Annotated in this window: 22 protein-coding genes, 1 pseudogene and 1 riboswitch; of the genes and pseudogenes, 11 read left to right on the forward strand and 12 right to left on the reverse strand. The window is 37.2% G+C overall.

Going from position 1 to position 22453, the window contains the following annotated elements:
• The first annotated feature begins 8 nt into the window (after positions 1 to 8).
• A complete protein-coding gene (locus JN080_RS00205) occupies positions 9 to 1289 on the forward strand; it encodes an acetyl-CoA hydrolase/transferase family protein (protein ID WP_256233862.1) in 1281 nt (426 codons plus the stop codon).
• Positions 1290 to 1376: 87 nt separating this feature from the next.
• On the opposite strand, the gene JN080_RS00210 is transcribed toward JN080_RS00205, so the two are convergent.
• Entirely contained in the window at positions 1377 to 1535 is a 159-nt protein-coding gene (locus JN080_RS00210; RefSeq protein WP_256233863.1) for a hypothetical protein, read from the reverse strand.
• 15 nt (positions 1536 to 1550) lie between these two features.
• Positions 1551 to 2066: a DUF3231 family protein gene (locus JN080_RS00215; RefSeq protein WP_256233864.1), complete on the reverse strand. Its 516-nt coding sequence runs from the start codon at positions 2064 to 2066 to the stop codon at positions 1551 to 1553.
• A 337-nt stretch (positions 2067 to 2403) separates the two neighbouring features.
• Positions 2404 to 2491: riboswitch (cyclic di-GMP riboswitch) on the forward strand.
• Positions 2492 to 2958: 467 nt separating this feature from the next.
• On the opposite strand from JN080_RS00215, the gene JN080_RS00220 reads away from it, so the two are divergent.
• Together JN080_RS00220 and JN080_RS00225 are read left to right on the forward strand one after the other, a co-directional pair.
• Positions 2959 to 3132: an aspartyl-phosphate phosphatase Spo0E family protein gene (locus JN080_RS00220; protein WP_256233865.1), complete on the forward strand. Its 174-nt coding sequence runs from the start codon at positions 2959 to 2961 to the stop codon at positions 3130 to 3132.
• A gap of 293 nt (positions 3133 to 3425) precedes the next feature.
• Positions 3426 to 3902 (forward strand): hypothetical protein, encoded by a 477-nt coding sequence (locus JN080_RS00225; protein WP_256233866.1) that lies wholly within the window; start codon positions 3426 to 3428, stop codon positions 3900 to 3902.
• Positions 3903 to 4008: 106 nt separating this feature from the next.
• Here the strand turns inward: JN080_RS00225 and JN080_RS00230 are convergent, their stop codons facing one another.
• The 3 genes from JN080_RS00230 to JN080_RS00240 form a co-directional block, all read right to left on the reverse strand.
• Positions 4009 to 5112, reverse strand: coding sequence for a 3D domain-containing protein (locus tag JN080_RS00230; RefSeq protein WP_256233867.1), 1104 nt, complete (start codon positions 5110 to 5112; stop codon positions 4009 to 4011).
• A gap of 332 nt (positions 5113 to 5444) precedes the next feature.
• On the reverse strand, positions 5445 to 6014 hold the full coding sequence (locus JN080_RS00235; RefSeq protein WP_256233868.1) for a DUF421 domain-containing protein: 570 nt from the start codon (positions 6012 to 6014) through the stop codon (positions 5445 to 5447).
• Between the two features lie 129 nt (positions 6015 to 6143).
• A complete protein-coding gene (locus JN080_RS00240; RefSeq protein ID WP_256233869.1) occupies positions 6144 to 6323 on the reverse strand; it encodes a Fur-regulated basic protein FbpA in 180 nt (59 codons plus the stop codon).
• Positions 6324 to 6537: 214 nt separating this feature from the next.
• Between JN080_RS00240 and JN080_RS00245 the strand changes: the two are divergent.
• The 5 genes and pseudogenes from JN080_RS00245 to JN080_RS00265 form a co-directional block, all read left to right on the forward strand.
• Positions 6538 to 6855: pseudogene (locus JN080_RS00245) on the forward strand (SDR family oxidoreductase); the annotation flags it as partial.
• A gap of 246 nt (positions 6856 to 7101) precedes the next feature.
• Entirely contained in the window at positions 7102 to 7800 is a 699-nt protein-coding gene (pssA, locus tag JN080_RS00250; RefSeq protein WP_256233870.1) for a CDP-diacylglycerol--serine O-phosphatidyltransferase, read from the forward strand.
• A 291-nt stretch (positions 7801 to 8091) separates the two neighbouring features.
• The gene (locus JN080_RS00255; protein WP_256233871.1) at positions 8092 to 8712 is read left to right on the forward strand and encodes a DedA family protein; all 621 of its coding nucleotides are present in this window, start codon (positions 8092 to 8094) and stop codon (positions 8710 to 8712) included.
• Between the two features lie 309 nt (positions 8713 to 9021).
• Complete coding sequence (locus JN080_RS00260; protein ID WP_256233872.1) at positions 9022 to 9588, forward strand: DUF2062 domain-containing protein; 567 nt, start codon at positions 9022 to 9024, stop codon at positions 9586 to 9588.
• A gap of 824 nt (positions 9589 to 10412) precedes the next feature.
• A complete protein-coding gene (locus tag JN080_RS00265; RefSeq protein WP_256233873.1) occupies positions 10413 to 11576 on the forward strand; it encodes an MGDG synthase family glycosyltransferase in 1164 nt (387 codons plus the stop codon).
• Between the two features lie 13 nt (positions 11577 to 11589).
• Here JN080_RS00265 and JN080_RS00270 read toward each other — a convergent pair whose 3' ends face one another.
• Positions 11590 to 12609, reverse strand: a complete 1020-nt coding sequence (locus JN080_RS00270; RefSeq protein WP_256233874.1) for a DUF3231 family protein — start codon at positions 12607 to 12609, stop codon at positions 11590 to 11592.
• A 253-nt stretch (positions 12610 to 12862) separates the two neighbouring features.
• Here JN080_RS00270 and JN080_RS00275 point away from each other — a divergent pair, with 253 nt between their 5' ends.
• The 3 genes from JN080_RS00275 to JN080_RS00285 all read left to right on the forward strand — a co-directional run bounded on the left by JN080_RS00275 (position 12863) and on the right by JN080_RS00285 (position 16347).
• Positions 12863 to 13099 carry a hypothetical protein gene (locus tag JN080_RS00275; protein WP_256233875.1) on the forward strand — a complete coding sequence of 79 codons (237 nt, stop codon included), beginning with the start codon at positions 12863 to 12865 and terminating at the stop codon, positions 13097 to 13099.
• Between the two features lie 358 nt (positions 13100 to 13457).
• Positions 13458 to 15737 carry a nitric-oxide reductase large subunit gene (locus tag JN080_RS00280; RefSeq protein WP_256233877.1) on the forward strand — a complete coding sequence of 760 codons (2280 nt, stop codon included), beginning with the start codon at positions 13458 to 13460 and terminating at the stop codon, positions 15735 to 15737.
• Positions 15738 to 16128: 391 nt separating this feature from the next.
• Complete coding sequence (locus tag JN080_RS00285) at positions 16129 to 16347, forward strand: spore germination protein (RefSeq protein WP_256233878.1); 219 nt, start codon at positions 16129 to 16131, stop codon at positions 16345 to 16347.
• Positions 16348 to 16416: 69 nt separating this feature from the next.
• On the opposite strand, the gene JN080_RS00290 is transcribed toward JN080_RS00285, so the two are convergent.
• From JN080_RS00290 to JN080_RS00315, 6 genes are all read right to left on the reverse strand, one after another.
• Entirely contained in the window at positions 16417 to 17019 is a 603-nt protein-coding gene (locus JN080_RS00290) for a methyltransferase (RefSeq protein WP_256233879.1), read from the reverse strand.
• Positions 17020 to 17238: 219 nt separating this feature from the next.
• A complete protein-coding gene (locus tag JN080_RS00295) occupies positions 17239 to 17985 on the reverse strand; it encodes an amino acid ABC transporter ATP-binding protein (RefSeq protein WP_305473472.1) in 747 nt (248 codons plus the stop codon).
• A 15-nt stretch (positions 17986 to 18000) separates the two neighbouring features.
• Positions 18001 to 18660: an amino acid ABC transporter permease gene (locus JN080_RS00300; RefSeq protein ID WP_256233881.1), complete on the reverse strand. Its 660-nt coding sequence runs from the start codon at positions 18658 to 18660 to the stop codon at positions 18001 to 18003.
• Between the two features lie 73 nt (positions 18661 to 18733).
• Positions 18734 to 19528, reverse strand: coding sequence for an amino acid ABC transporter substrate-binding protein (locus tag JN080_RS00305; RefSeq protein ID WP_256233883.1), 795 nt, complete (start codon positions 19526 to 19528; stop codon positions 18734 to 18736).
• A gap of 180 nt (positions 19529 to 19708) precedes the next feature.
• Positions 19709 to 20425 (reverse strand): YoaK family protein, encoded by a 717-nt coding sequence (locus JN080_RS00310; RefSeq protein ID WP_256233884.1) that lies wholly within the window; start codon positions 20423 to 20425, stop codon positions 19709 to 19711.
• Positions 20426 to 20877: 452 nt separating this feature from the next.
• Positions 20878 to 22446 (reverse strand): SagB family peptide dehydrogenase, encoded by a 1569-nt coding sequence (locus JN080_RS00315; RefSeq protein WP_256233885.1) that lies wholly within the window; start codon positions 22444 to 22446, stop codon positions 20878 to 20880.
• Positions 22447 to 22453: the final 7 nt, after the last annotated feature.

Below are 22453 nucleotides of genomic sequence, written 5' to 3' on the forward strand. Positions count from 1 at the left end.
TTTAGACTTTGAAACAATACTTGCTAAAAGAAAAAAAGATTGAAGAAATAGTGGATCTTATTCCGGACGGTTCAGACATTATTATTCCATTAGGGAATGGAGAGCCAGATGCCATCTTGTCTGAAATTGATGATCATTTAGATTTATTTTCAAACTTAAAATTCCACCAAATACTCGAATTAAAAGATCGGAAATATATGCATAAAGTATACCCGCAAATAGAGTATCACTCTTATTTTATGAACGGATTTGCAAGAAAAGCATATCAGAATGGAACAATTGAGCTAGTTCCTAATCATTTTCATAATGTACCTAAACTTATCGAAAATCGCGTAAAGAAACCCATATTGGTATGTCAAACGTCCCCCATAGACGAAGATGGCTATTTTTCACTCGGGACTGGCGCAGATTACACTTCTTATTTTATTGGGAAGATTCCAATAATCATTCAGGTGAACGAATATATGCCAAGGACATTTGGAACAAATAAAATTCACATTTCGCAAATAATTGGGTATGTAAAACATAATATGCCGCTATTTGAATTACCTTCTGTTACAGTAAAGGATATTGATGTAACCATTGCCGAGTACATTGCGGAACATATCGAAAATGGTTCAACCATGCAAGTAGGGATTGGCGGTATTCCAAATGCAGTTATTAGTCTTCTGAAGGATCATAAGGATTTAGGAATACATACAGAAATGTTAACAGATGGGATTGCAGAGTTATATGAAAATGGAGTGATCACTGGGGCTAGGAAAAAAACACATTCCGAAAAAATAGTTGCAACCTTCGTTTTAGGTTCTAAAAAGTTATATGAATTTGTAGATGGTAACCCCAGTATTGAAATGCTACCCGTTGAATATGTGAATAATCCAATCAATATAGCAAAGGAAGATAATATTGTTGCTATAAATGCTACCACGGAAGTGGATTTTTATGGACAATGTGCTTCTGAAACGATGGCGGGTAAATATTATAGTTCTTCAGGTGGACAAGCTGATTTTGGAACAGGTGTTCAATTAGCCAAAAATGGAAAAGGAATTATCTGTTTATATTCAACAGCGAAAAACGGTGAAATATCTAGGATTAAACCAACTTTAGCAGTTGGTTCTGTGGTGACTACCTCTAAGAATGATGTGGACTTTGTTGTTACAGAATACGGAATGGTTCAATTAAAATACAAGAGCTTATCAGAAAGAACGAAATCTTTAATAGGAATCGCTCATCCTAAATTTAGAGAAGAATTATCATTTGAAGCAAAAAAAATGGGATTAATGGTTTAAATAAAATGTAAATAGCTTAATAAGAAAGAGAGGCGTGGAAGTACCTCCACGCCCTTTAGTATTGTTTAAAGACTAGATAGTTCTTTCTTATAGGTCAGATCTCTTACCAGGCTCATCCTTGCCGTTGGTGTCATTACCTGTAGATGCGGTATATCCAACGCGATAAACGAAGTCTTTTTTCTGCCGAAGGGCATTTGGCATTTTATATTGCTGATCGTTACTTTGGTACTCACCCTTATGCGACATAATTCTGCCTCCTTCTTAACATTCCGCAGCTGTATTTATATGCAAAGGCGGTGGAACAAGCCAGCCCTTTTCTTTGAGCAGCCTTAACGTCTTCGCTGCGTATTGGGCTTTTTTCATGTGAAATTGTCCATACATCATGGCAATATCTTCTCGAATGCATTGGCTCATAACTGTACTGCAACTGATCAATCCAGTTCCAAGGTCCAGTGCAAGCTTGTTGGCAATTTCCGGATCCAAAAACCGTGCTCCTGGCGGAATGTTTTCGAGGCATGCCTTTGGACGCTCTGGTGGTGTCGGGGGCATTCCAACCCCATTCTCTTTAAGAAGTCTTTCAATTTCTTCAATTTCAGGTTTGGTTCCATTTTCGATGATATCTTCAATCAGTTTTTTTAGATCATCATCACCAGCATGGTTAAGAATGGTTTCATAGCTTGCTACACAGGCTTTTGCAGCAGTCAAGTGCATCCAGGTTAAATAAACCTCACCATAATGCATTGGTTCTTCCTTTTGATTTCCGCTAAGAATACCCATTGTCATCCCCCTACAAAATATGCCTACTTTATAAAGTGGCATTTACTATTATCCCGTTTTTAGGGCTAGTCATGTTTGGAAAACAAGGCCATTTTTGAACCAAATGTAATGATAATACATTTTTTTGCTTATTCTATTTTTCTTTATTAGCTTAAATTGATGTTTTTCTTTTTACTGGGAAAAGTAAATGTGAGCAAAAATACCGCCTTGAAAATAGAGTAGGGTTGTTTCCAAAAGTAGAGGAGCTAATTTTTCCTTAGATTAAATTATCTCCTATCAAACTTTGATATTATCAGAAATCACTATTTTTCCTTTTTTAAACATAATATGCTAACATAGGTTTTAAGGGCAAATTTTGTGAAAGCAAAATACGCAAAGCCAAGGGCCTAAAGCAACCTTCTTGCCAAGGCAGCCGGGTTACCGAGATTATTGTAAAAATCTTGTAATGTGAGGGATGTTCATGTTCTATCCTACATTTTATTGCAATGTAACGAAGATCAGACATGTTGTAAAAGACCGTTACTGCTACGAATGTGGTCAAAGGTTTAATTTAAATTATGATCTTAAAAAAAAAGATTTAAAGAATATTACATTTAAGCAACTAGAAGAAATAACCTGTACTAAGTGCAAATCAGTACTTATAAATACCATTCAAAAACATTAATAGTATGGGAAGTAGCCTTTTCTAAGTATCCATTTTCCCTCTAGACGTTTTAACTAGACTCCCAGACAACTGGGGTTATTTTTTTGTTTTTAGAAGGATTTTGTCCCGTGATTGGAATTTTTTATTATTTAGTCCTAAAGTAGTCCTTTAGTGTAGGAAAAATCACTTAATTTTTTTGTAAATTTATGATAAATTGGTAAGCATATACTACTATAAAGGAGATCGTTCATGATTTTTATGCCAATGATTGATGAAAAATTTAAACTCGAAAAACTTATCGAAAGTCTTCGTGAAGAAATGATTCGAATTGGCATCAAAGAAGGACTCAACAGTGAAAAAACAATAGAAATCAGTCAAAAGCTTGATCGTTACATCTCAAAATATCAATTCTTGAGGAACTAAACTTTGAGACTATTGCATCTTCACTTTTCCTTGCTTGTCCATTAACTCACTTTCCCACTTTAGAAGTGTCGCTTGATACTTCTTTTTTATTTTCTGAATTAAATGTTATCGATCCCACTCATGTTTCCTCTATTTTTTCTTTCCGTTGTGTCAGACATTTGTTTTAAAAGTATATACTTTGGATCAAACTGTTAAAAATATCTGGTGTAATGGTCAGTTTCACTTGGTCTATTTCACCTAAATCGATTCCATAAATTTTTTTGTAACAGAAATTAGAAGAAAGGAGTTTTTAGATGGATAATTTGTTTGCATTAATTCCGCTTGGTCACCCGATCATCACTTTAATCATTGTAATTGTAGGTATTATTCTGATAAGAAGCTTATTCAGAGCCACCTTTAAATTGACCATGATAGCTGCAATCATTGGACTGGTAATGGTTACGTTTTTTGGGTATTCCTCTAACGACGTGTTCAATAAAGGAAAACAGGTTGCCTCTTATACTGCGTCCTATGCCGAGAAAACAATTAAACCCGCTATTTATCATGGTTTAAAAAATGTTCATGTAGAAAAAGGGTCAAATGGGTCCATAGCATTTGTCGGGGACAATTTTGACATTGGTGAAACACCCCAAGGTAAGTTTATTTTTCATATACAATCATTAAACTTGTCAATTACTCAGGATGAGCTTTCTAAGTATTTGAACACGGATGAAATGCAAAACTTACTTCAAACCTTACACGATAAAAAGCAAGAAATGATCCCTAGTTGAAATTGTTATCCTTTCTCTTTAATAAAAAAAAGCCGGATGGCACCCCCATATTGAAAGGTATCCATCCAGCTTTTATCATTTGCACTTATAGAAATTACTGAGTTAGCTAATCCAGAACAACAATTTTCACTGCTTTAATGCCCCAGACTAATGCATCTGCCCTTGTTGGCATTAATACATCAATTCTATGACCTTTAATTGCTCCTCCAGTATCACCTGCAATCGCAACACCGTAGCCTTCAACCCATACATGTTTACCTAATGAAATAACATTTGGATCAACAGCGATCAATTTCATATTGGGATTTGCCTTAATATTGTAGCCTGATGTTGTAATATAGGCAAATTCTTCCGGATTGTATGCAGTTGCAGTAACATACATTTCTTCGCCATTCCCTGCAGCTTGAACAGGGCTGCTTTCGGTGTTTCCTTTAGGAGCCGCTGCTGCCGCCGCTGTACGAGCCGCCGCTGTTGCTTGTTCCTGACGAAGTTTTTCTTGTGCTGCTTGTATTTGGGATTCAATATTAGCTTTTTGTTCTTTAGCAAGTGCCATTTGTTGGTCAATTTGACTGAATTTCTCCTGCAGTGCTGTTAAAGTTTCTTGTCTCGTTTGTAAATTTTGGTCGAGATCCGCCTGCTGTTTCGCTAGAGCCTTTTGTTCTTCTTCTAAAACCTGCTCTTGCCTATCAATCTCTTTTTTTGCTGTTTCAATTTGGCTGAGATCATTCTTCTGTGCCGCCATAATATCCTGATCCGCATTTAACAGCGTGGATACTGCACTTGCACGTTGAATGAAATCGTTGAGATTTTTAGAATCTAAGAAAACTTTAATAACGATACTAAGATTATCATCATGTTGAAGAGCAACAATCCGCTTCTTCATAACCTCTTTACGAGCAAGAATTTTATCCTCGAGAGTAACAATTTCTTGTTTTTTCGCTTCTATGAGTTTATTTGTTGCCGCCATTTTTTGCTGGGTATTATCTAATGCGGCTTGATTCTGGGCAATATATGTATTTAACGATTGGACCTCTTGTTGAATACTTTGAATCTGATTCGTAACAGATTGCTTTTCTTGAGCATTTTGATTAAGCTCCTGTTGAATATTTTGTAGAGCCTCTGTATTTGATTGTGCATAGGTAAGTACCGACCCTGAAATACATAACACCCCAGTAAACATTGTGAGAATTATACGCTTTATCACTTGCATACACGTCCCCTCCTGTATACTTATTTATATCAAAAGTTTGTACCATTCATGTTACAAACAGATTAAAACTGTATCTCATTTTGTCATAAAAGGCAGAATAACAGCACTCAGTGTTTATTTACCCGCTGTTTTTTTGGAAAATCATGAAACAATTTCCTATAAAAATAGAGATCCCTGAGGATCTCACTGTAGTGACTAATTGTAAGGTCTTTTACAGGTAAGGATAATACAGCATCATCCTCACCTGTATTTTTCTTGAACAAAAAAAGGTGAGCAACTGTTAGTAGTAATGACTCACGCTTTGTGCCTTTACTAATAAAGGAGCACCCAAGTTATTCATTATCTTTCACAACAACATCAAAAATATTTTCTCCTTTTGAATTTGCCGCTGAATCCTGTTTATTTACTATTTTTAAAAGTTCCTCTTGTGTAACGGGTTTTGCATCGGGCATAAGCTCGAAAGCGAATTCACCATCTGCTTCAATTGTTCCAATCCTAACATCAGCAATGTAGGATACCCCTTTTTGACGCAGCCTCATTTCTAATTGTTTTTTTGTCATTCGAAGCTTTTTTAAACTATCCGAAATCAATTTCCCATCTTTAATGACAAGTGTTGCCTCACCAATTAAATATCGTTCAAGTATACTGAATTTCAGCTCCAGCTTTTGGACGATGATTAAAAATATTCCGTAAGTAACGAGTACTATAATCACCTGCCAAAATTTATTTTCCTTTACTGCATGGCCCATCGTCGTGCCAATCGCTAAAATAACGACTGTTTCCAAGCTGGTCATTTTGGCAACTGATTTTTTGCCTGCAAATCTTAGCACGATCACACTAGTTATTAATAAAGTTACTGATTCTGTTATGAAGTTAAAGTTCAAATTTACCACGCCAGACATTCATTAGTTATCTTATTTTAAACATCTTCCCTTGTATTTAAACCTGCCTGAAAATGAATAAAAATGAAAGTTGAGAGCAAGTTGACTGTCTTTATGGTCCCAGCATACTGGATTTATAGATAGTTGATTTTACTTTTTAACGTTTGGGTCCGTACTATTTGCTTCTACATAATTGTACTCCTCTTCTAAGTCACTCAAGGTCCATTCATATAGATGTTTATCGTTTTTTTTATATATACCAGATTTAATTAGCTGCTCAATTAAATATTGTCTTTTTTGCTGGACAGCCCTTCGGAGTAACTTTTCCATCCCTTAAAGACACCTCCCTCTTTCTTTGGATACCGTCGAGAATAGTAGTAAGTTCGTCTTTGGGTCCACACGTTTTTGTATGTAGGTAGAAAACAGTTTTAGAGTGTATTCCAATTATAAAGTTTCCAAATTCAGGAATTTGTCGATTTATCAGGAATTGATCAACTCTTAAATGAATTGTAAAATTACTTTAATAAAAGATAAAAAACATATTCTTTCTATATTGAATCAAGGCTGTGCGATTGTTAATACTACTTCAGTTACAGCCTATCGCGGCGAAAAAACGTTGATTGATTATTCTTCTATCAAGGGGGCGATTGTTTCCTTCACCCGTGCACTCGCTAATTCCATAATTGATCAAGGGATCTACCCCGCTAATTCCGGCTTCAATGTCGGCAGAGGTTGTTGCGATCTTTATGAAACGTGCAGGCCATCCTTTTGAATGGCACCTGCCTTTGTTTACCTCGCAAGCAATGACTCCAGATATGTCACTGGGCAAACACTGCACGTCAATGGCGCCGAATACATCTAATCTTAAGAAAAGAAATATTAAAATATAAAAAATTTGAATGAACCATTTTCATTTTGTCAATTTATCTTACTCTGTTTTGTTCTATAATAGATTCCAATAGACAATGTCAGAAAGGAGAACCTATATTTCAATGAAAAGGAAAAAGCTTACTTCAGATGAAAATTTTTCTTAAAACTGATAAAGTGATAGTAGTAAAAGAAATAAATTACTACAAAATGATTTCTTACAATAGAAAGAAGGCAAAAGATGCGTTTTGCAAAAATGATACCGAATTTGTTTACACTTGGAAATTTATATTGCGGTTTTTTATCCGTTGGCTTTGCTGCACATGGCCAGTATAAAAATGCAGCCATTTTAATTATAATCGGGATGATGCTGGACAGCATGGATGGCAGATTGGCTAGAATGTTAAACGTTGACAGCAATCTGGGCAAAGAGCTAGATTCTTTAGCTGATATTGTCACCTTTGGAATTGCCCCTTCCTTCTTGGTTTACTACACCTACTTTTTTCATTTTGGCTTTTTAGGATTAGCGGTAGCAGGACTCTTTCCTTTGTTTGGGGCCTTTCGGTTGGCAAGATTTAATATTAGCCCCCCAAATTCATCCTTACATTATTTCGTTGGTGTTCCGATTACAGCCGCCGGAGGAATTTTAGCAATCCTTACACTTTTTGGCAGAATTATTCCGCATATCGTAACAACTATAATTTTCACTGGCTTATGTTTTCTAATGGTTAGTAAAATTCATATTCCTAGCCTAAAAGAAGTTCCTCTGCCGAAATACGGAACGATTGTGACCATCTTCCTTGGCAGCCTTTTATATATTATTTATCGAAGTCATTACACTCATCATTTTCCTTACCTTATTTATATCGCGACACCGTTATACATTGCTTACATCGCCTATCGCTTTATCAAAGGAAAAAATCGTAAAGATCTTGACTAATAAATAATTTCTTCACTTACTGCCATTAAAAAGAGCATTGGAATTTATGCTCTTTTTTTGTTGCTCAGCTTCTTATTAGTAACCTAAACTACCGGTGGTGAAAAAAAGTTTGCACTTGCTTATACACAACGATATACTTCTGATAATTGGGATTATTTTTGGAATGGATATTTAATCCGAATCATAAAGCATATATTATCTTTGGACATATTCTTTTAACATTAGAGAATTTGTTATTTCAATTTTGACACGTAAATAGAAAATGATCTTTAAAGTCGGGATGTGAACAATTTGGGTCATGTAATATATCTTCTAGAGCACTACGGATACTATGGAATCATGATTGCATTAATAGGCGGTATTATTGGACTTCCCATTCCTGATGAAGTGTTGCTCACCTATGTTGGATATATTGTTTTTCAAGAAAAAATGGCTTACCTTCCATCCTTACTATGTGCATTAATTGGAGCATTTTGCGGAATATCGATTAGTTACTTCTTAGGAATTAAATTGGGACTTCCATTCTTGCAGAAATTTGGTCCAAAAGTTCACCTGACGAATGACAAAATCAATAAAACCAAAACGTTATTTTTAAAATTTGGCCCGACCTTGCTTTTCATTGGGTACTTTATTCCTGGAATTCGCCATGTAACCGCTTATTTGGCAGGGATAAACAGTTTTTCCTTTAAAAAATTTGCTCTATTTGCTTATTCAGGAGCTTTCGTATGGTGTTTTACCTTTATTACATTAGGTAGGGTTCTTGGAGAAAGATGGAGATACGTTGCATTCTATATTATGAAAAACAAAATGTTTCTCATTCCAGCAGCCGTACTGATTTTAGGCGTAGTCCTTTTTGTATATTGGAAAAAAAAGAGAAAGAATTCGGTCGAATCAAAAGAAGTTTTTGAATAACATAATATAGATAAATTGTAAAAAAAAGCGAGAGCTGAACACTCTCGTTTTTTTTGCAACAATTTCTACTGATAATATCAGACGGCAAGACCGTTCAATTAGCATACTAAAAGAATTTGGAAATTTTCAATTTGGCATTAATACATCAAATAAAATGGTATACAATGTTGTTATGAGGGAATTATATTTAATTTATATAGCACTTACAAAATTTAAAAATATGAAAAACAAGAACTTTTGAGTGGTTAAATGGGCTCAGTTTAATATAGAATATAAGTAACGTATGTGTTTAAAAAAGGGGATTACCATATGAGCGGAAAACAACAAAAAAAATATAATTTCTATCAACGGGTTGGACGTGTTTTTAAGCTGAATTTTATTAAGCTTCTTCGCTCACCTGGCGGAGCGAAAAAGGTATCGTTAGGATTTGCTCTCGGCTTCGGTCTTGAAATGTTAGTGATTTCAACAGCATCACTTATTTATATATTGTTTGTACCCATTGTACGTTTATCCAAAGGTTCTTTACCGGCGGCGATCATTGGTAATGTAATTGGAAAATTATCCTTTCTCCCCGTTATTCTTTTACCTATTGCAAAACAAATTGGGAATATAATCTTTCCTATGCGAGTTAAAATTAATCACGGTACAGCTTTTTCTTTTCAAGGCTTAATGCACGGTGATTTCCGTGGGTTAATCAGTCTCCTGCACGGCGGCATCCATATGTTAATTGGGATGACCATTTTAGGAGCTGTACTTGGTTTAATTTCTTACTTTATCGTTCATTTCTTTTACGAGAAAGAAAGACTGAAAAGACTAAAAAAAAATCGCGATAAGCATGCTATTCGTGGAAACGCAATCAATAAGAATTATATATAAGCCTAAAAAGCTGGGCAGATCTATTTAGCTATCGATTTTACGATAGCTTTTTCTATGCAACCGATTCAATGGTACGGAAAGCTTTATTAAGAAGCAGAAAATTCGGAATAGTCAATCTACAAATACAACTAATTTAAAGAAAAATTCAGGCTGATTACCATATTATTTTTATAGTGATTTACTTCAAAGCTTTTTGAGGGGTTTAGGTATTTGTCTATACTTTTATAGAACTTACACATAGACTATGGTGTATTTAATAAGTGAGGAGGAATTTAAAAATGGAAAAGAAACCTTACGTTACCCCTGCGGTAATGCCAAATCAACCTTATGTTAGTGCCCCTAATGTTACACCAGTTCAGTTGCAACCCGCTATGCCTATTATGCCTGCTTATTCTAATGTTCCACCACAATACCCAGCCTATAACCCTTGTTATTTTCCTGCTTATGAACCTTGCTGCTATCCAATCCCTGACCCCTGCTGTGTTCCGATAAACCCATGTTGTATGCCAATTAACCCTTGCTGTTTCCCTTTTTAAAATGATATAATGCAATCAGTTTTATAAAATATATAATATATCTTGGTATTATCAAGAAATAAATTAAAGACCTAAGGTTCTTGGTCTTTTTCTTTTGTCCGAAAATAAATATAAAAGAACATCGCTTTAAAAAAATATAAAAATAAAATGAACTTATACGTTACGAATGAAGTCTTTTGTTTTGAATGCTATTTTTTAAAAATGAACTTTTTTAAAATTTACAATTAAACTGAAAGAATTTATTGTTTATATAGTAGGATACTTGTTTGTGGAGAAAGGTTTGATAATATGCGTAAAAAAGTACTTGTTATTTCTTCTGATCACACAGGTCATGGACACAAAAGTATTGCTGAATCCTTATCTGAAAAAATTGGCGTGAACACAAAGATTGAATTACATGTTGTCGACGGTTTTTCATTAGGTGGTAAGGTTTTATCAGGCATTGGAAAGTCATATGGCCCGATCACAAGATACTCGGAACAGTTGTGGAAAATGATTTGGCATTTTTCGGCACTTAATTCCTTTCTCGTTGATAGATTTATAGAGACGATGATTAAGCACAAATTATTAACCTTGTTAGATAAGCTAAAACCAGATTTAATCTTATCGATTCATCCTAATTTTAATGGCTCCGTTATCAATATTTTAGAAAAGCACCAGCTAAATATACCTTTTGGTACCCTTATCGCCGATTTAGTAAATATATATCCTTTATGGGCAGACCGTAGAGCTGATTATATTATTAGTCCTACAGAAGAAGCGAAAGAAAAATGCATTGAGTTTGGTGTTCCGGAAGAAAAAATTAAAGTTACTGGATTCCCTGTTCGGCAAAGGTTTTATCGTGAATCAGTAAGGACTTATTCAAAACTAACCGGGTTACACTTTTTAATCATGAGCGGCGGTGAAGGAGTAGGGAATATGAAGGCAATTGCTGAAAACCTGCTTAACAACTTTGATTGTTCGGTTAGCATTGTCGCAGGAAGAAACGAAAAATTAAAAGAACAATTGGAGTCTTCACTTTCACTGCAATTTGGTAACAGGGTTGAGATTTTTGGCTTTGTCAAAAATATACAAGATCTAATGTTCATAGCTGATATTGCAATTACAAGAGGTAGTCCGAATGTCATGTTTGAAGCTATTGCTGCCAACCTGCCAATTGTCATTACCGGTGCATTACCAGGCCAAGAAAAGGACAACCCATTGTTTGCTGAAAAGAACAATTTAGGAGTCGTTTGCAACGATGCCAGCCATATAAACATGGTAATTGAAAATTTATTGAAAAACGATGGCGAAAAATTAAAAACAATCATTGATTCACAAAGACAGTTTATTAATCAAAATGCTGCGAAAGACATATTAGAATTCCTTGTACAAATTGAAACGAAAGAGTATGTTCCTGTGAAGAAACTTTCGTTTGCTTATGTTGCAAATAGATTAAAAAGAAGTACATGATCTGTACTTTTTTTTACTCCTTTTCGCTTTGCAGCTTCTTTCGATTCGTTACAAGCGGAGTTTGCTCGAGCCACTTTTTCTCTACCACTATGTCAATTATTTCTTTGCTGTACATCATTACCTCTGCAACAATTTTCGTATATTCGGCTATAAGGTCTGTTCTCGTAGACCGTGATAAAGCGTGTGAAATTAAACTTATATCGACGGAATTTAAGCTACTTATCATTGTAAAGATGAGTCTTTCTGAAAATGGAGAAATTGTTGAATCGGTAACTTCCATGCTAACCGTTACTGTACCAAGCAGATCTTCTTCCATAAGCAAATTGTTGAAGTAAGAGATTTGTTTTTCACTTATTTTCTTTCCTTTTAATATTTGTTCCTTAAGTTTTTTGTCTTTTATCACTTGAGCAAAACCAAGCATGATCAGAACTGAGAAGTAATTCCTCTCAATATTAAAGAATATTTCGGACAATTCAATCGCGTTCAATGGTCGTTTGTCCCCGATCATTTCCGAAAAAAATGATTTCTTTTGAACATACTCGATTTCTTTAGGATAGGTCATTTTAGGAGGACGGTCATAGATGCCTTTGGATAACATCATCTTCACTGCTTTTCCGAACATGTCCGTGGATGTATGCAAACATCCTGTAAAGAAATCAAGTACATCTAATCGAACATTGTTTGAAGCCGTATACCCGAAACTTATCATACTGAGTCGGTTCATCATGTAAATATAGCTTAAAGTAAAAACATCCTTAAAAAGCGGTGGGGCTGCTAAGTTTACCTCATCATCAGAAAAAGCTATGGGTACCGGAAAATTTTCAGCAAGGAAAATCTCTTTTATTGTATGTAAGCGATCTTCAGAAATTTGGAATGCTTCTTTCGCCAGAGGGATGATCTCCTTATCTTGAAGATGGTGCAAAAAGTATAGCAGAAAACAATGGTTCATGCTTTCTTGAAGATAAATACCCCAAAGTCCGCCAATTTCCGTACATGTCAATTCAATGTTTACGTCCTTTTCTTCTGGCTTCAAGCCTAAATCCCCCCTTTTTACATTTTACCCGTGAATTTGGGTAACTACCCGATAATCTCCATCCTTTACCACTTCAACTTGACCTGCTTCCTAGAGATATTTTTCCTTTTAAATGAGAAAATATTTATCCTCTATTTTTGTTCGGCATTATTTTTTAAATGGACTTTACAAACAGGTTAAATAATTCGTTTCTGAAAGATTGGTTATAATAAGGTTCATCGTATTCACTTTAAAGAAATTTGGGGGTGATTTAATGGCAGATTCCTTAGAACCATTCAAGTATGAGACAGGTACATCTATTCAGACCTTCAACATCATTCAAACGAGTGTAGATGCTGAAGGTTATGAAGTCCTGTTAAATATTGATTTAGATAGCGGCTACGAATTAGAAGATGTTAGGTTGAAAATTAGCTTTGAGGACCTTACTGCATACGAAACAAAGGATATCCATGAAGGAGTAAGGTATGCACTTGGGTTCTTTAATGAATAATTTTATCATGTTCTACTCAGTAATGTACATCCTATCTGTAATTATAAAGCTGCCCATATGGCAGCTTTTAACTTTCATTTCCCCCCTACAAAGCAAATGGGATTAATAATCCTCCCTTAAATACTTCCTGTATAATCCCTCTTGTATACGAGATCACGAAAAATCACCGATAATTCATTTATTAGATGACAAATGATCAACCGAACATTTCACTCCTATTATTTCAATATCTTCGATTATAAATTTTCCCAACAAAACTACTAAAAGGAATCTTTTCTATAATTACGGGAACTATATGGGTATATTTTCTTTCGCAAATGTGGAAGGGATTTATATATACTTTCACGGAGGTGTGTTTATGCGTTATACAAGGTTATGGATAAGCCTTACCATTGTTTTTATAGCTTCATTTGCGATTCTTGGCTACTACGGTGGCCGTCTCATTTATTCAGAACCGCCTGTTCCAAATCAGGTTGTTTCATCCGATGGAACCGTCCTATACACCAAGCAGGATATTCAAACAGGGCAAAATGTTTGGCAATCCATTGGTGGACAAGAAATGGGAAGCATTTGGGGACATGGTGCCTATGTTGCACCAGATTGGACAGCAGATTGGCTTCATAATGAAGCAATGTGGATGTTAGATAGCTGGGCAACGAAGGATTTCGGAAAGAGATATTCTGAGATAAACGATGAGTCAAAAGCAGCACTCCGCGAGCGGCTAAAAAAAGAAATTAGGAAAAATACGTACGATAAAGACACTGGGAAAATTACTATAACACCACAAAGGGCAGCGGCGATTGCCAATGTAAGTAACTATTATTCTTCGTTATTCACAGATGATCCTAAGTTTGACAAGCTGCGAAACGATTACGCTATGCCAAAAAATGTAATTAAGGACCCAAGCCGGCTTCATTCTTTTATTAGCTTTATCTGGTGGGCGACGTGGGCAACCGAGACGAATCGTCCCGGCGACAATGTCACGTATACAAACAATTGGCCGAATGAAGATTTAATTGGCAACAAACCAACAGGAGAAATGATTGTTTGGTCTGTTGTTAGCTTTGTCCTGTTGCTTGGTGCGATTGGGGGCATGGCATGGTATTATGCTATCCAAAAGCATCACGAAGTGGAAGAGTCATATCCTGAGAGGGATCCGCTCTTGGCCATGTCAGCTACACCTTCTATGAAGGCAACTCAAAAATATTTTTGGGTGGTTGCGGCATTATGGCTTGTTCAAGTTTTACTAGGAGCGATAACAGGCCATTATCAAGTTGAGGGCAGTGGCTTTTATGGCATTCCATTAGATAAATGGATCCCATATTCCTTAACTAGATCCTGGCACACGCAACTAGGAATTTTATGGATCGCAACAGCGTGGCTGGCAACTGGGCTTTTCATGGCTCCTGCCGTTTCCGGCTATGAACCCAAATTCCAACGGTTTGGTGTGAATTTTTTATTCGTATGTTTGATTATTATTGTAGCAGGGTCAATGATTGGCCAATGGTTTGCAGTCCAACAAAAATTAGGCCATGCTGCTAACTTTTGGTTTGGCCATCAAGGCTACGAATATACAGATACAGGTCGTTTCTGGCAAATATTCCTTACTATCGGATTATTCCTCTGGTTATTCCTGATGGTTAGAGCCATGTTGCCTGCATTTAAAAATCTTAAAGAAAGCAAACACCTCCTTGCCTTGTTTTTAATCGCATCAACAGCTATTCCTGTCTTCTATGTTCCGGCATTATTATGGGGACAGCACAGTAATTTAGCAATTGCTGAATACTGGCGCTGGTGGGTAGTCCATCTTTGGGTAGAAGGCTTCTTTGAAGTGTTTGCCACCGTCGTAATGGCCTTCCTGTTTACAAGAATGGGATTATTAGGACTGCGGACAGCAACCACTTCTGTTTTATTTTCAACCATTGTCTTTTTATTCGGGGGTATTATTGGTACGTTCCATCATTTATACTTTAGCGGCACTCCTACAGGGGTTATTGCCTTTGGAGCAACCTTTAGCGCCCTTGAAGTTGTTCCATTAGTGTTAATTGGATTTGAGGCCTATGAAAACGTGACCCGAAGTCGAGCCCGTGCATGGGTGACTGCCTACAAATGGCCGATTTATTTCTTTATCGGGGTTGCTTTTTGGAATTTAGTTGGCGCCGGATTATTCGGTTTCTTTATCAACCCGCCAATCTCTTTATATTATATGCAGGGATTAAATACGACAGCTGTCCATGGCCACTCCGCTTTATTTGGTGTCTACGGCATGCTGGGCATAGGCTTAATGCTCTTTTGCTTGCGCGGTCTAACAGTAAGACGTGAATGGAAAACTGGTGCGTTAACGTTTGCCTTTTGGGCAGTTAATATTGGTCTCGCATTGATGGTACTGATCAGTTTGTTACCGATTGGCTTAATGCAGACATGGGCCAGCGTTCAGCACGGCATGTGGTATGCACGCTCCGCAGAATTTATGTCACAAAGTATTGTCCATTTATTTGTTTGGCTGCGGATCATCGGTGATACTATTTTTGCGCTCGGTGCTTTAGCACTGACCTGGTTCATTTTCGGCCTAAAAACCGGCTGGTCACTTACCAATGACCGGCTAGATTATGAAAAAACACCCAACAAAAAGATTTAAAGCATCTCATCCAAGATTCTTTAGAACAAAAGCGGAAGTGCCCGTTTAGCGGCGTATGGACTGGAGCACACACACTGAGATAAAGGAAACACGAAGAACGTTAGCTCATTCGTGCTTGACTTATCATAGGGAGGTGGGCGAAGTACACTAGTCGCTGGGCGTTGGAGCTAGACGTTGATCAACTTCATTCAAAGTTACCAATAGAAAATTTTTTTATAATTTCCTAGACTAGAATAAAAGCCGACCAAAATGGTCGGCTTTAAAAGATTGTGCTGGAATGATTATACTGGACAATCTTAAAATATTTTTCTAACATGTTTAGTTGATGTGTTTATACGCTGACGCGTGACTGAACATACTTATATAAGAAAATGAAATGGGGAGAATTATTTTGACAAGTAGCAGTCAGGGAATTTTTATCAATACTATTTCAGGTGGGATTGTAAATTTCGGGGGTGCGTTGAAGATTGCGCCTATTTCCATAACATCTAGCTCTGCAGAATCTGGGCAATCCAATAAAGGGTTAGGCGTAACCGAAAATCTTGGAACACTTTTAACTCGTTTAGGTTCTGAAGCTGTAGTCAAGAAACATAGCAATCCACAAGGTTAAAGTGAGAAGGCTAAGAGTAAAAGGCGGAATGCTCATGCCACTTTTTATACAATAACCTGCTTAGCTCATTCACAAGCGATAAATTAAAAATCGCTCGTTTTGATTATGTTCATAAACACTAGGCAATATGACTTCTTCCGTTAAAACAAAAGTAGTTTGGTTTTCTAGAAAATAGATGTAATCCTCGGAAGGATAATATAATATCAACGTAATTTCTCTTTCCGTGTTTTCAACGGATTTCAAGATATGATTGATTACCTTTGTAAATATCTGGATTGAGAATGGATTAAAAAAGTAAAAGTGATTATCCATTGGGTTAATATGGTATTCTTCGGCTAGGCAGTGGAGAAAATGAATTTTGTCTTTTCCATGACTATGCTTCTTTAAATAGTTTTTTCGACTTTCCAGGGCTTCTCGATAAAAGGTCTCGTTCATTTCCACGCCAACAACAGTAGCATTAAATAAATAATGAAGATAGAAGTTTAATCTTCCCTTCCCGCAGCCAAAATCAACGATCCGGTCACTACTAGTTAATTCATATTTTTCAAATAAAAGCTTTAGTGCACTGTATGGTGTGGGCTCATAACGATAATAGTGCATTGATCTGTTGAATCCCTTTTGATCCCCTGCCGTTTTTATGTTCAGCATGCCATCATAAAACCGCTCATCCATCGTATCTATGCCCCCATTTAATTTCCTAATAAAACAAGCGAGCGCGAAAAGGACCGAAACGCAAGCACTAGAATGAAGGAACGTCGACGTCAGCACTTTCTATGCGAAGCTAGACGTTGAAAAAGCTCCTGCTGGATAAGGAGCTCTTTCCATTTCAGTCCAATCATCTTTTAAAGTAAGCAAACTACCTTTTGTTTAGCTGCTCTTTAGTTACATAACTTACCCTAAACTGCGATGCAGAAATGCCTTGGTACGGTCCATCTGCGGATTTGTAAACAAGTCATTTGGATGCCCCTCTTCAATGATCTCTCCATTATCCATAAACACAGCCTTGTTTGCCACTTCCTTGGCAAACCCCATCTCATGAGTAACAATGATCATTGTCATATGTTCTTTCGCTAAATTTTTCATTACTTCAAGGACCTCACCAGTCAATTCAGGATCTAAGGCAGAAGTTGGTTCATCAAAGAGCATAATCTCGGGATCCAACATCAGTGCTCGGGCAATGGCAACCCTTTGTTTTTGGCCCCCCGAAAGGTTTGCCGGGTAGGCCTTCGCTCGATCAGTAAGTCCGATTTTCGCAAGCAGTTCAGTGCTCCGCTGTTGAATTGTTGTTAAAGGCTCCCTTTTTAACAATTTAGGAGCAATCTCCAAATTTTCTTTTACCGTCAAGTGCGGAAAAAGATTAAAATGCTGAAAAACCATGCCCATTTTGGAGGTGATCTGTTTAATCTCCTGCGGTTTCGAGTATACTCCATCCTTTGCTAGATAATCGCCGGAAACGCAAATACTCCCTCCGTCTATATCTTCAAGATGGACCAAGCTGCGAAGCATTGTGCTTTTCCCTGAACCGGAAGGACCGATTACAGCAACCACATCATTTTTATTCACTTCAAAGGTAATTTGCTTAAGTACCTCATGTTTGCCATACGATTTCTTTAAATTGGAAATTTCAATGATAGCCATGTTTGTCTCCCCCTTCTATTCAAATTTGAATCGCCGTTCAAGCCATTTAAAGAATAAGCTTAATACGAATGTAATGATCAGATAAATCAAACCTGCGTAGAAGTAAGGCATAATTGTAAAGTCACGGTTTACCGCTGTTTCAGCAAAGTGTAACAATTCTGGAACTGCAACGGCATATAGTAATGCTGTATCTTTCACTAATGTAACCGATTCGTTTGTTACAGCCGGAAGGGCAATCCTGAACATTTGTGGAAGGATGATCCTTGTAGTCATCTGCCATCTATTTAACCCGAGCACCTGAGACGCTTCATACTGGCCTTTATCAATCGCCAGAAGCCCGCCACGGAAGATTTCTGCAAAATAGGCAGAGTAATTCAAAATAAAGCCTAAACAAGCTGCGACAAATCTATCTAGCACCAAATATTGGCCAATTCCAGGAATCATCGGCAGTCCGAAGCAAATTACCAAAAGCTGCAGCAGCAATGGCGTACCGCGCATGATATAAATATAAGCCTGTGCTAAACTGGACAGTGGCTTGAAAGTGCTATTTACGGCCAATGTCAACAAAAAACCGAACGGAATGGATAATACAATTGCAATTAAAAATAAAAAGATGGTAGTCTCCGCTCCTTGAAGCATAGGCATGATAACGGAATTGAAATAATCTAGGGACATAAAAAGTTCCTCCACGAAAGAAAACAGGGTTTCTAAATGGAACCCTGCTTTTTCTAATTTAAGTTTAAAAAATTTACTTTAATACCTTATTAGCACCAAACCATTTTTCAGAAATTTTAGCTGCTGAACCATCTTGGTTCATCTCATCAAGTGCTTTTTGCAATTTATTCAAAAGGGTCTCATTACCTTTTTTCACGCCAACCCCGTATTCTTCTGGAGCAAGCGAGTCTCTTAGCACCTTGTAGGAGTTTTTCTGCAACGACATGTAATAATTAATAACAACCTCATCAATCACAACTGCATCCAAACGGCCATTTTTCAAATCAGTTAGTGCGAGATCATTGGTTTTATACTCTGTTACCGTTTTAATTTTGGATTTGATTGGATTCGAATTTAAAGCATCTGCTGCAGATGACTGTGATTGAAGTCCAACCACTTTGCCTGCTAAATCATCCAATTTATTAATGTTTGAATCAGCACGGGTTACAATTACTTGTGAATTTTTTAAATACGGTTTTGTGAAAAGAACTTTCTTTTTTCGCTCGTCCGTAATTGTGTACCCGTTCCAAATAAGGTCAATACGTCCGCTGCTTAACTCGGCTTCTTTTGTGCTCCAATCGATTGGTTGGAATTTCACTGTTGTACCCATTTTTTTAGCGGCTGCTTTCGCATAATCAATGTCAAAACCAACGAGATTGTTACTTTTATCACGGAATCCCATTGGTGCAAATGTATCATCGACACCAATCACCAATGTCTTTTTGTTGTCTTGGCCCGGAGAAGATTTTGAATTAGAATTAGCGCATCCTGCCATGATTGCGAACACGGCTGCAAATACTAGAATCATAGTGACTAAACGTTTTTTCATAGAGAAGAAAACCCCTTTACTTTAGTACGTTACCATATTATTTTACTATAATATACTAACATATAATTTCCATCAATTACAATCTGAATTTTATTTAAAAAACAAGGAAATTCTTTGAAATTCGTTCATTTTTTTGGATCTATCAGTTGCTAAGTGATTAATGATAGTGCGTTTCTGGAACTAAGAAGACTCCGTCTCAGGTTTAACAGTAAATAGGACGATGAGGATCACAAGAATTCCAGCTGCAATCCAAATTGCCTTTGTTTCAAAATAGAAAGTCGACAATGTCCCGACAAGTGCTCCAAACAGAAAGGATGAAAGGATGGTGATAAAGTGAATTGCCTGGACCGCTGCCTCTCGGTCATGAACGAAAATAGCTGAATAGGCCGATTTTGTTGCCGTGAAAAGATTCCCTGTGATTGTCGTCGTATTGTAATTCCATCTGGTCAGCTTTCGAAATGTTGAAAATTGAATGGATGCAACAAATGCAATAATGATTGTTATTGCCATATTTGGTATCGTTGGTGGCAGGAATCCGACACATACAAGTAATACCATCTCTAATAGAAGGACTGCACGGCCGGGAGCTTGAAATAATCGTTTTCCCCGCCAACGCTTAAAGGTTTCTGCAACGGCTGCCCCGAGCACAAAGGCAAAGATAGGAGGAATATGCTGGTATGCTTGGTTTAATTCTCCTTGTGCCATTTCTACACCTAATAAGACGAAATTCCCTGTTTGGGCGTTGGCAAATACACCATCTCTGCTTACAAAGGTGTAAGCGTCCAAAAAACCTCCGATCATTGCCATCAAAACACCTAAAACAATTGATTCAGGGGTTAAAAGTGCAAAATTTCTTTGTCTCCAAGCTTCCGTTGTTCTTCGATAAAGAGTTATCACAATTGACCTCTCCTAACAGATCATACCATTTGCGGATTTACCAAAACCTAGTCATAATTATTCTTTCCAGCCTTTAAGAGGCCCATGCATATCCGAAGAAATGCGGAAGCGAGCGCCCGTTTAGCGACGTATGGACTGGAGCGCACCGTATGAGATAAAGGAAACACGAAGCGCGTTATCGCCTTCGTGCTTGACTTATCGTAGGGAGGTGAGCGAAGTACATTAATCGCTGGGCGCTGAAGCTAGACAATTCTCAAAGTTAAAAATTATGCTTTCTTATCTTTCATAAAACACAAAAAAGCAGTGAATTACTGCTTTTTTGTGTTTTTCCTATTTATTTTTGACTTCATTAAGTAATTCAGTATCTCCCTTTCTTCAGTCAGCCCCTTTGCAAACATCGACCAATCCTTGGCAAATGAATATTGATATAAATCATCGGGGTTCTTACCCGCTCAATGCAGACCTCCCTTTAACCACGCACGCGGCCGGTAGGGACCGACAGGTAACTGAATCAAGCTCGTTTTTTCTTTTAAATCAATTTGATAAAGCTCATCGCATGATTTAGGATCAAAGCCAAGCAAAGGGTGGCCGCCCATTCCTAAAGCGCCGGCTGTCAAAAGTAGCCTTTGCACTAAAATACCCGCTTCCATTTGTTGAATCCGGTACCCCCGATATCCCATTCTCTTGATTAGATGGTCTTTGTCACCAACGATGTGGAAACAGAGCGGAACCTGAAACAAATTCACAGTGTTCATTGTTAAGCCGGATTGTAGATACCCTCGGTAATCCCCTGCAGAGATTTTCCTTATGGCATGGGCGTTTTTTTCATAAGAATAGGCCCCATTGGGAATACCCTCAACATTATAAAAACAGCCATATAAAACGACATGAAGATCAGCATTCCAATCGGCTTCCTCCAAGTCATTTCTATACACAACAGACAATGCCTCTTTTAACAATGTAGAGATCTGTGTTTGATTCACTTTTCCTAGTCTAAAATCAAAATCAGGAGAATGGCGCTCCCTGCACACGGAGGCAAAATCATAGGTGATTGGTTCTGTATATGGCAGCATGATTGTTTCTATGCTTGAATAAATATTACTGTGTTTGCCATGCTCCAACTTTACAAACGAATCAGTTGATTCATTCATCGATGCTTCGTTTAGTTTCCTTAGCATCGGATAATCGATCACTTTTTTTGAGCGTTGATAGATCTCAGCCTTTCGTTCGGGAAGCTCTTGGCACAAGGATGCAGCCGAAAAACTTTTTTCCTCATCTTCAAGTTGGATAATAGACTGTGTTGATAATGGAATAACAGCATATACACTTTCATCCTGCTCAGACAGCCCGAGCAAATGATTAACCGGCCGATCAAGAAATTGATAGCAGACCTTTGTAGTAAAGCCCATTCGCTCCGCAACTTCCAGGCTTTGCCCTATGATCACACCTGCATCCAAGCCTTGTAGACGGTATGAGAAATTATGATATTTATAAAAATTTTTCCAAAATACTGTTGAAACAAACACCGCCGCAAAACAATTGGAAATGTTACAGGTTTTTCCGATACTTCTCTCTAAGTAGGAATCAAAATTACCTTCTCTGATCAAAACAAGGCGGTGATGGAGCGTGGAGTAATGATAAACTCCTTCTGGTATTTCAGACAGCTTTAAATATACATATAGCTCATTAGGATATAGTGCTCCGCCGGAGGGAACAAAGCGGCGAAAGGATTGGGCCACTTTTATATTTGTTTCCGGCGGCATACTGGGGAAAGCCGTTTGGGAATATTGAGTTAGACCGTATACATACCAGAGAAAATGACCAATATTTTCCAGTTTTGGCAGATCAGTAGTATTCTGTCCTTCAATTGATAAAGGAAGTTCGGAAGGTAAAGTGAACTCCTGTAAATCACGATACAATTTATAGGGCAGTGGTGCGTCGTCCCAATCTACCTTCCAATCCTGCGGAAGAATTTTCTCCGGGTCAAAATGCAAATGGTCTAAAAATGTCTCAAAATCCATTTTTCAC

The sequence above is a fragment of the Bacillus sp. EB600 genome, from assembly GCF_024494385.1.
Lineage (GTDB): Bacteria > Bacillota > Bacilli > Bacillales > Cytobacillaceae > JAEVLT01.

Excerpts from the sequence above, each read along its gene's own strand:
- JN080_RS00235 (WP_256233868.1), bottom strand. The coding sequence starts at position 6,014 with ATGTCTGGCGTGGTAAATTTGAACTTTAACTTCATAACAGAATCAGTA.
- JN080_RS00305 (WP_256233883.1), bottom strand. The coding sequence starts at position 19,528 with ATGAAAAAACGTTTAGTCACTATGATTCTAGTATTTGCAGCCGTGTTC.
- JN080_RS00220 (WP_256233865.1), top strand. The coding sequence starts at position 2,959 with ATGATTTTTATGCCAATGATTGATGAAAAATTTAAACTCGAAAAACTT.
- JN080_RS00315 (WP_256233885.1), bottom strand. The coding sequence starts at position 22,446 with ATGGATTTTGAGACATTTTTAGACCATTTGCATTTTGACCCGGAGAAA.
- JN080_RS00260 (WP_256233872.1), top strand. The coding sequence starts at position 9,022 with ATGAGCGGAAAACAACAAAAAAAATATAATTTCTATCAACGGGTTGGA.
- JN080_RS00210 (WP_256233863.1), bottom strand. The coding sequence starts at position 1,535 with ATGTCGCATAAGGGTGAGTACCAAAGTAACGATCAGCAATATAAAATG.
- JN080_RS00280 (WP_256233877.1), top strand. The coding sequence starts at position 13,458 with ATGCGTTATACAAGGTTATGGATAAGCCTTACCATTGTTTTTATAGCT.
- JN080_RS00225 (WP_256233866.1), top strand. The coding sequence starts at position 3,426 with ATGGATAATTTGTTTGCATTAATTCCGCTTGGTCACCCGATCATCACT.
- pssA (WP_256233870.1), top strand. The coding sequence starts at position 7,102 with ATGCGTTTTGCAAAAATGATACCGAATTTGTTTACACTTGGAAATTTA.
- JN080_RS00240 (WP_256233869.1), bottom strand. The coding sequence starts at position 6,323 with ATGGAAAAGTTACTCCGAAGGGCTGTCCAGCAAAAAAGACAATATTTA.
- JN080_RS00290 (WP_256233879.1), bottom strand. The coding sequence starts at position 17,019 with ATGGATGAGCGGTTTTATGATGGCATGCTGAACATAAAAACGGCAGGG.
- JN080_RS00215 (WP_256233864.1), bottom strand. The coding sequence starts at position 2,066 with ATGGGTATTCTTAGCGGAAATCAAAAGGAAGAACCAATGCATTATGGT.
- JN080_RS00230 (WP_256233867.1), bottom strand. The coding sequence starts at position 5,112 with ATGCAAGTGATAAAGCGTATAATTCTCACAATGTTTACTGGGGTGTTA.
- JN080_RS00300 (WP_256233881.1), bottom strand. The coding sequence starts at position 18,660 with ATGTCCCTAGATTATTTCAATTCCGTTATCATGCCTATGCTTCAAGGA.
- JN080_RS00275 (WP_256233875.1), top strand. The coding sequence starts at position 12,863 with ATGGCAGATTCCTTAGAACCATTCAAGTATGAGACAGGTACATCTATT.
- JN080_RS00295 (WP_305473472.1), bottom strand. The coding sequence starts at position 17,985 with ATGGCTATCATTGAAATTTCCAATTTAAAGAAATCGTATGGCAAACAT.
- JN080_RS00265 (WP_256233873.1), top strand. The coding sequence starts at position 10,413 with ATGCGTAAAAAAGTACTTGTTATTTCTTCTGATCACACAGGTCATGGA.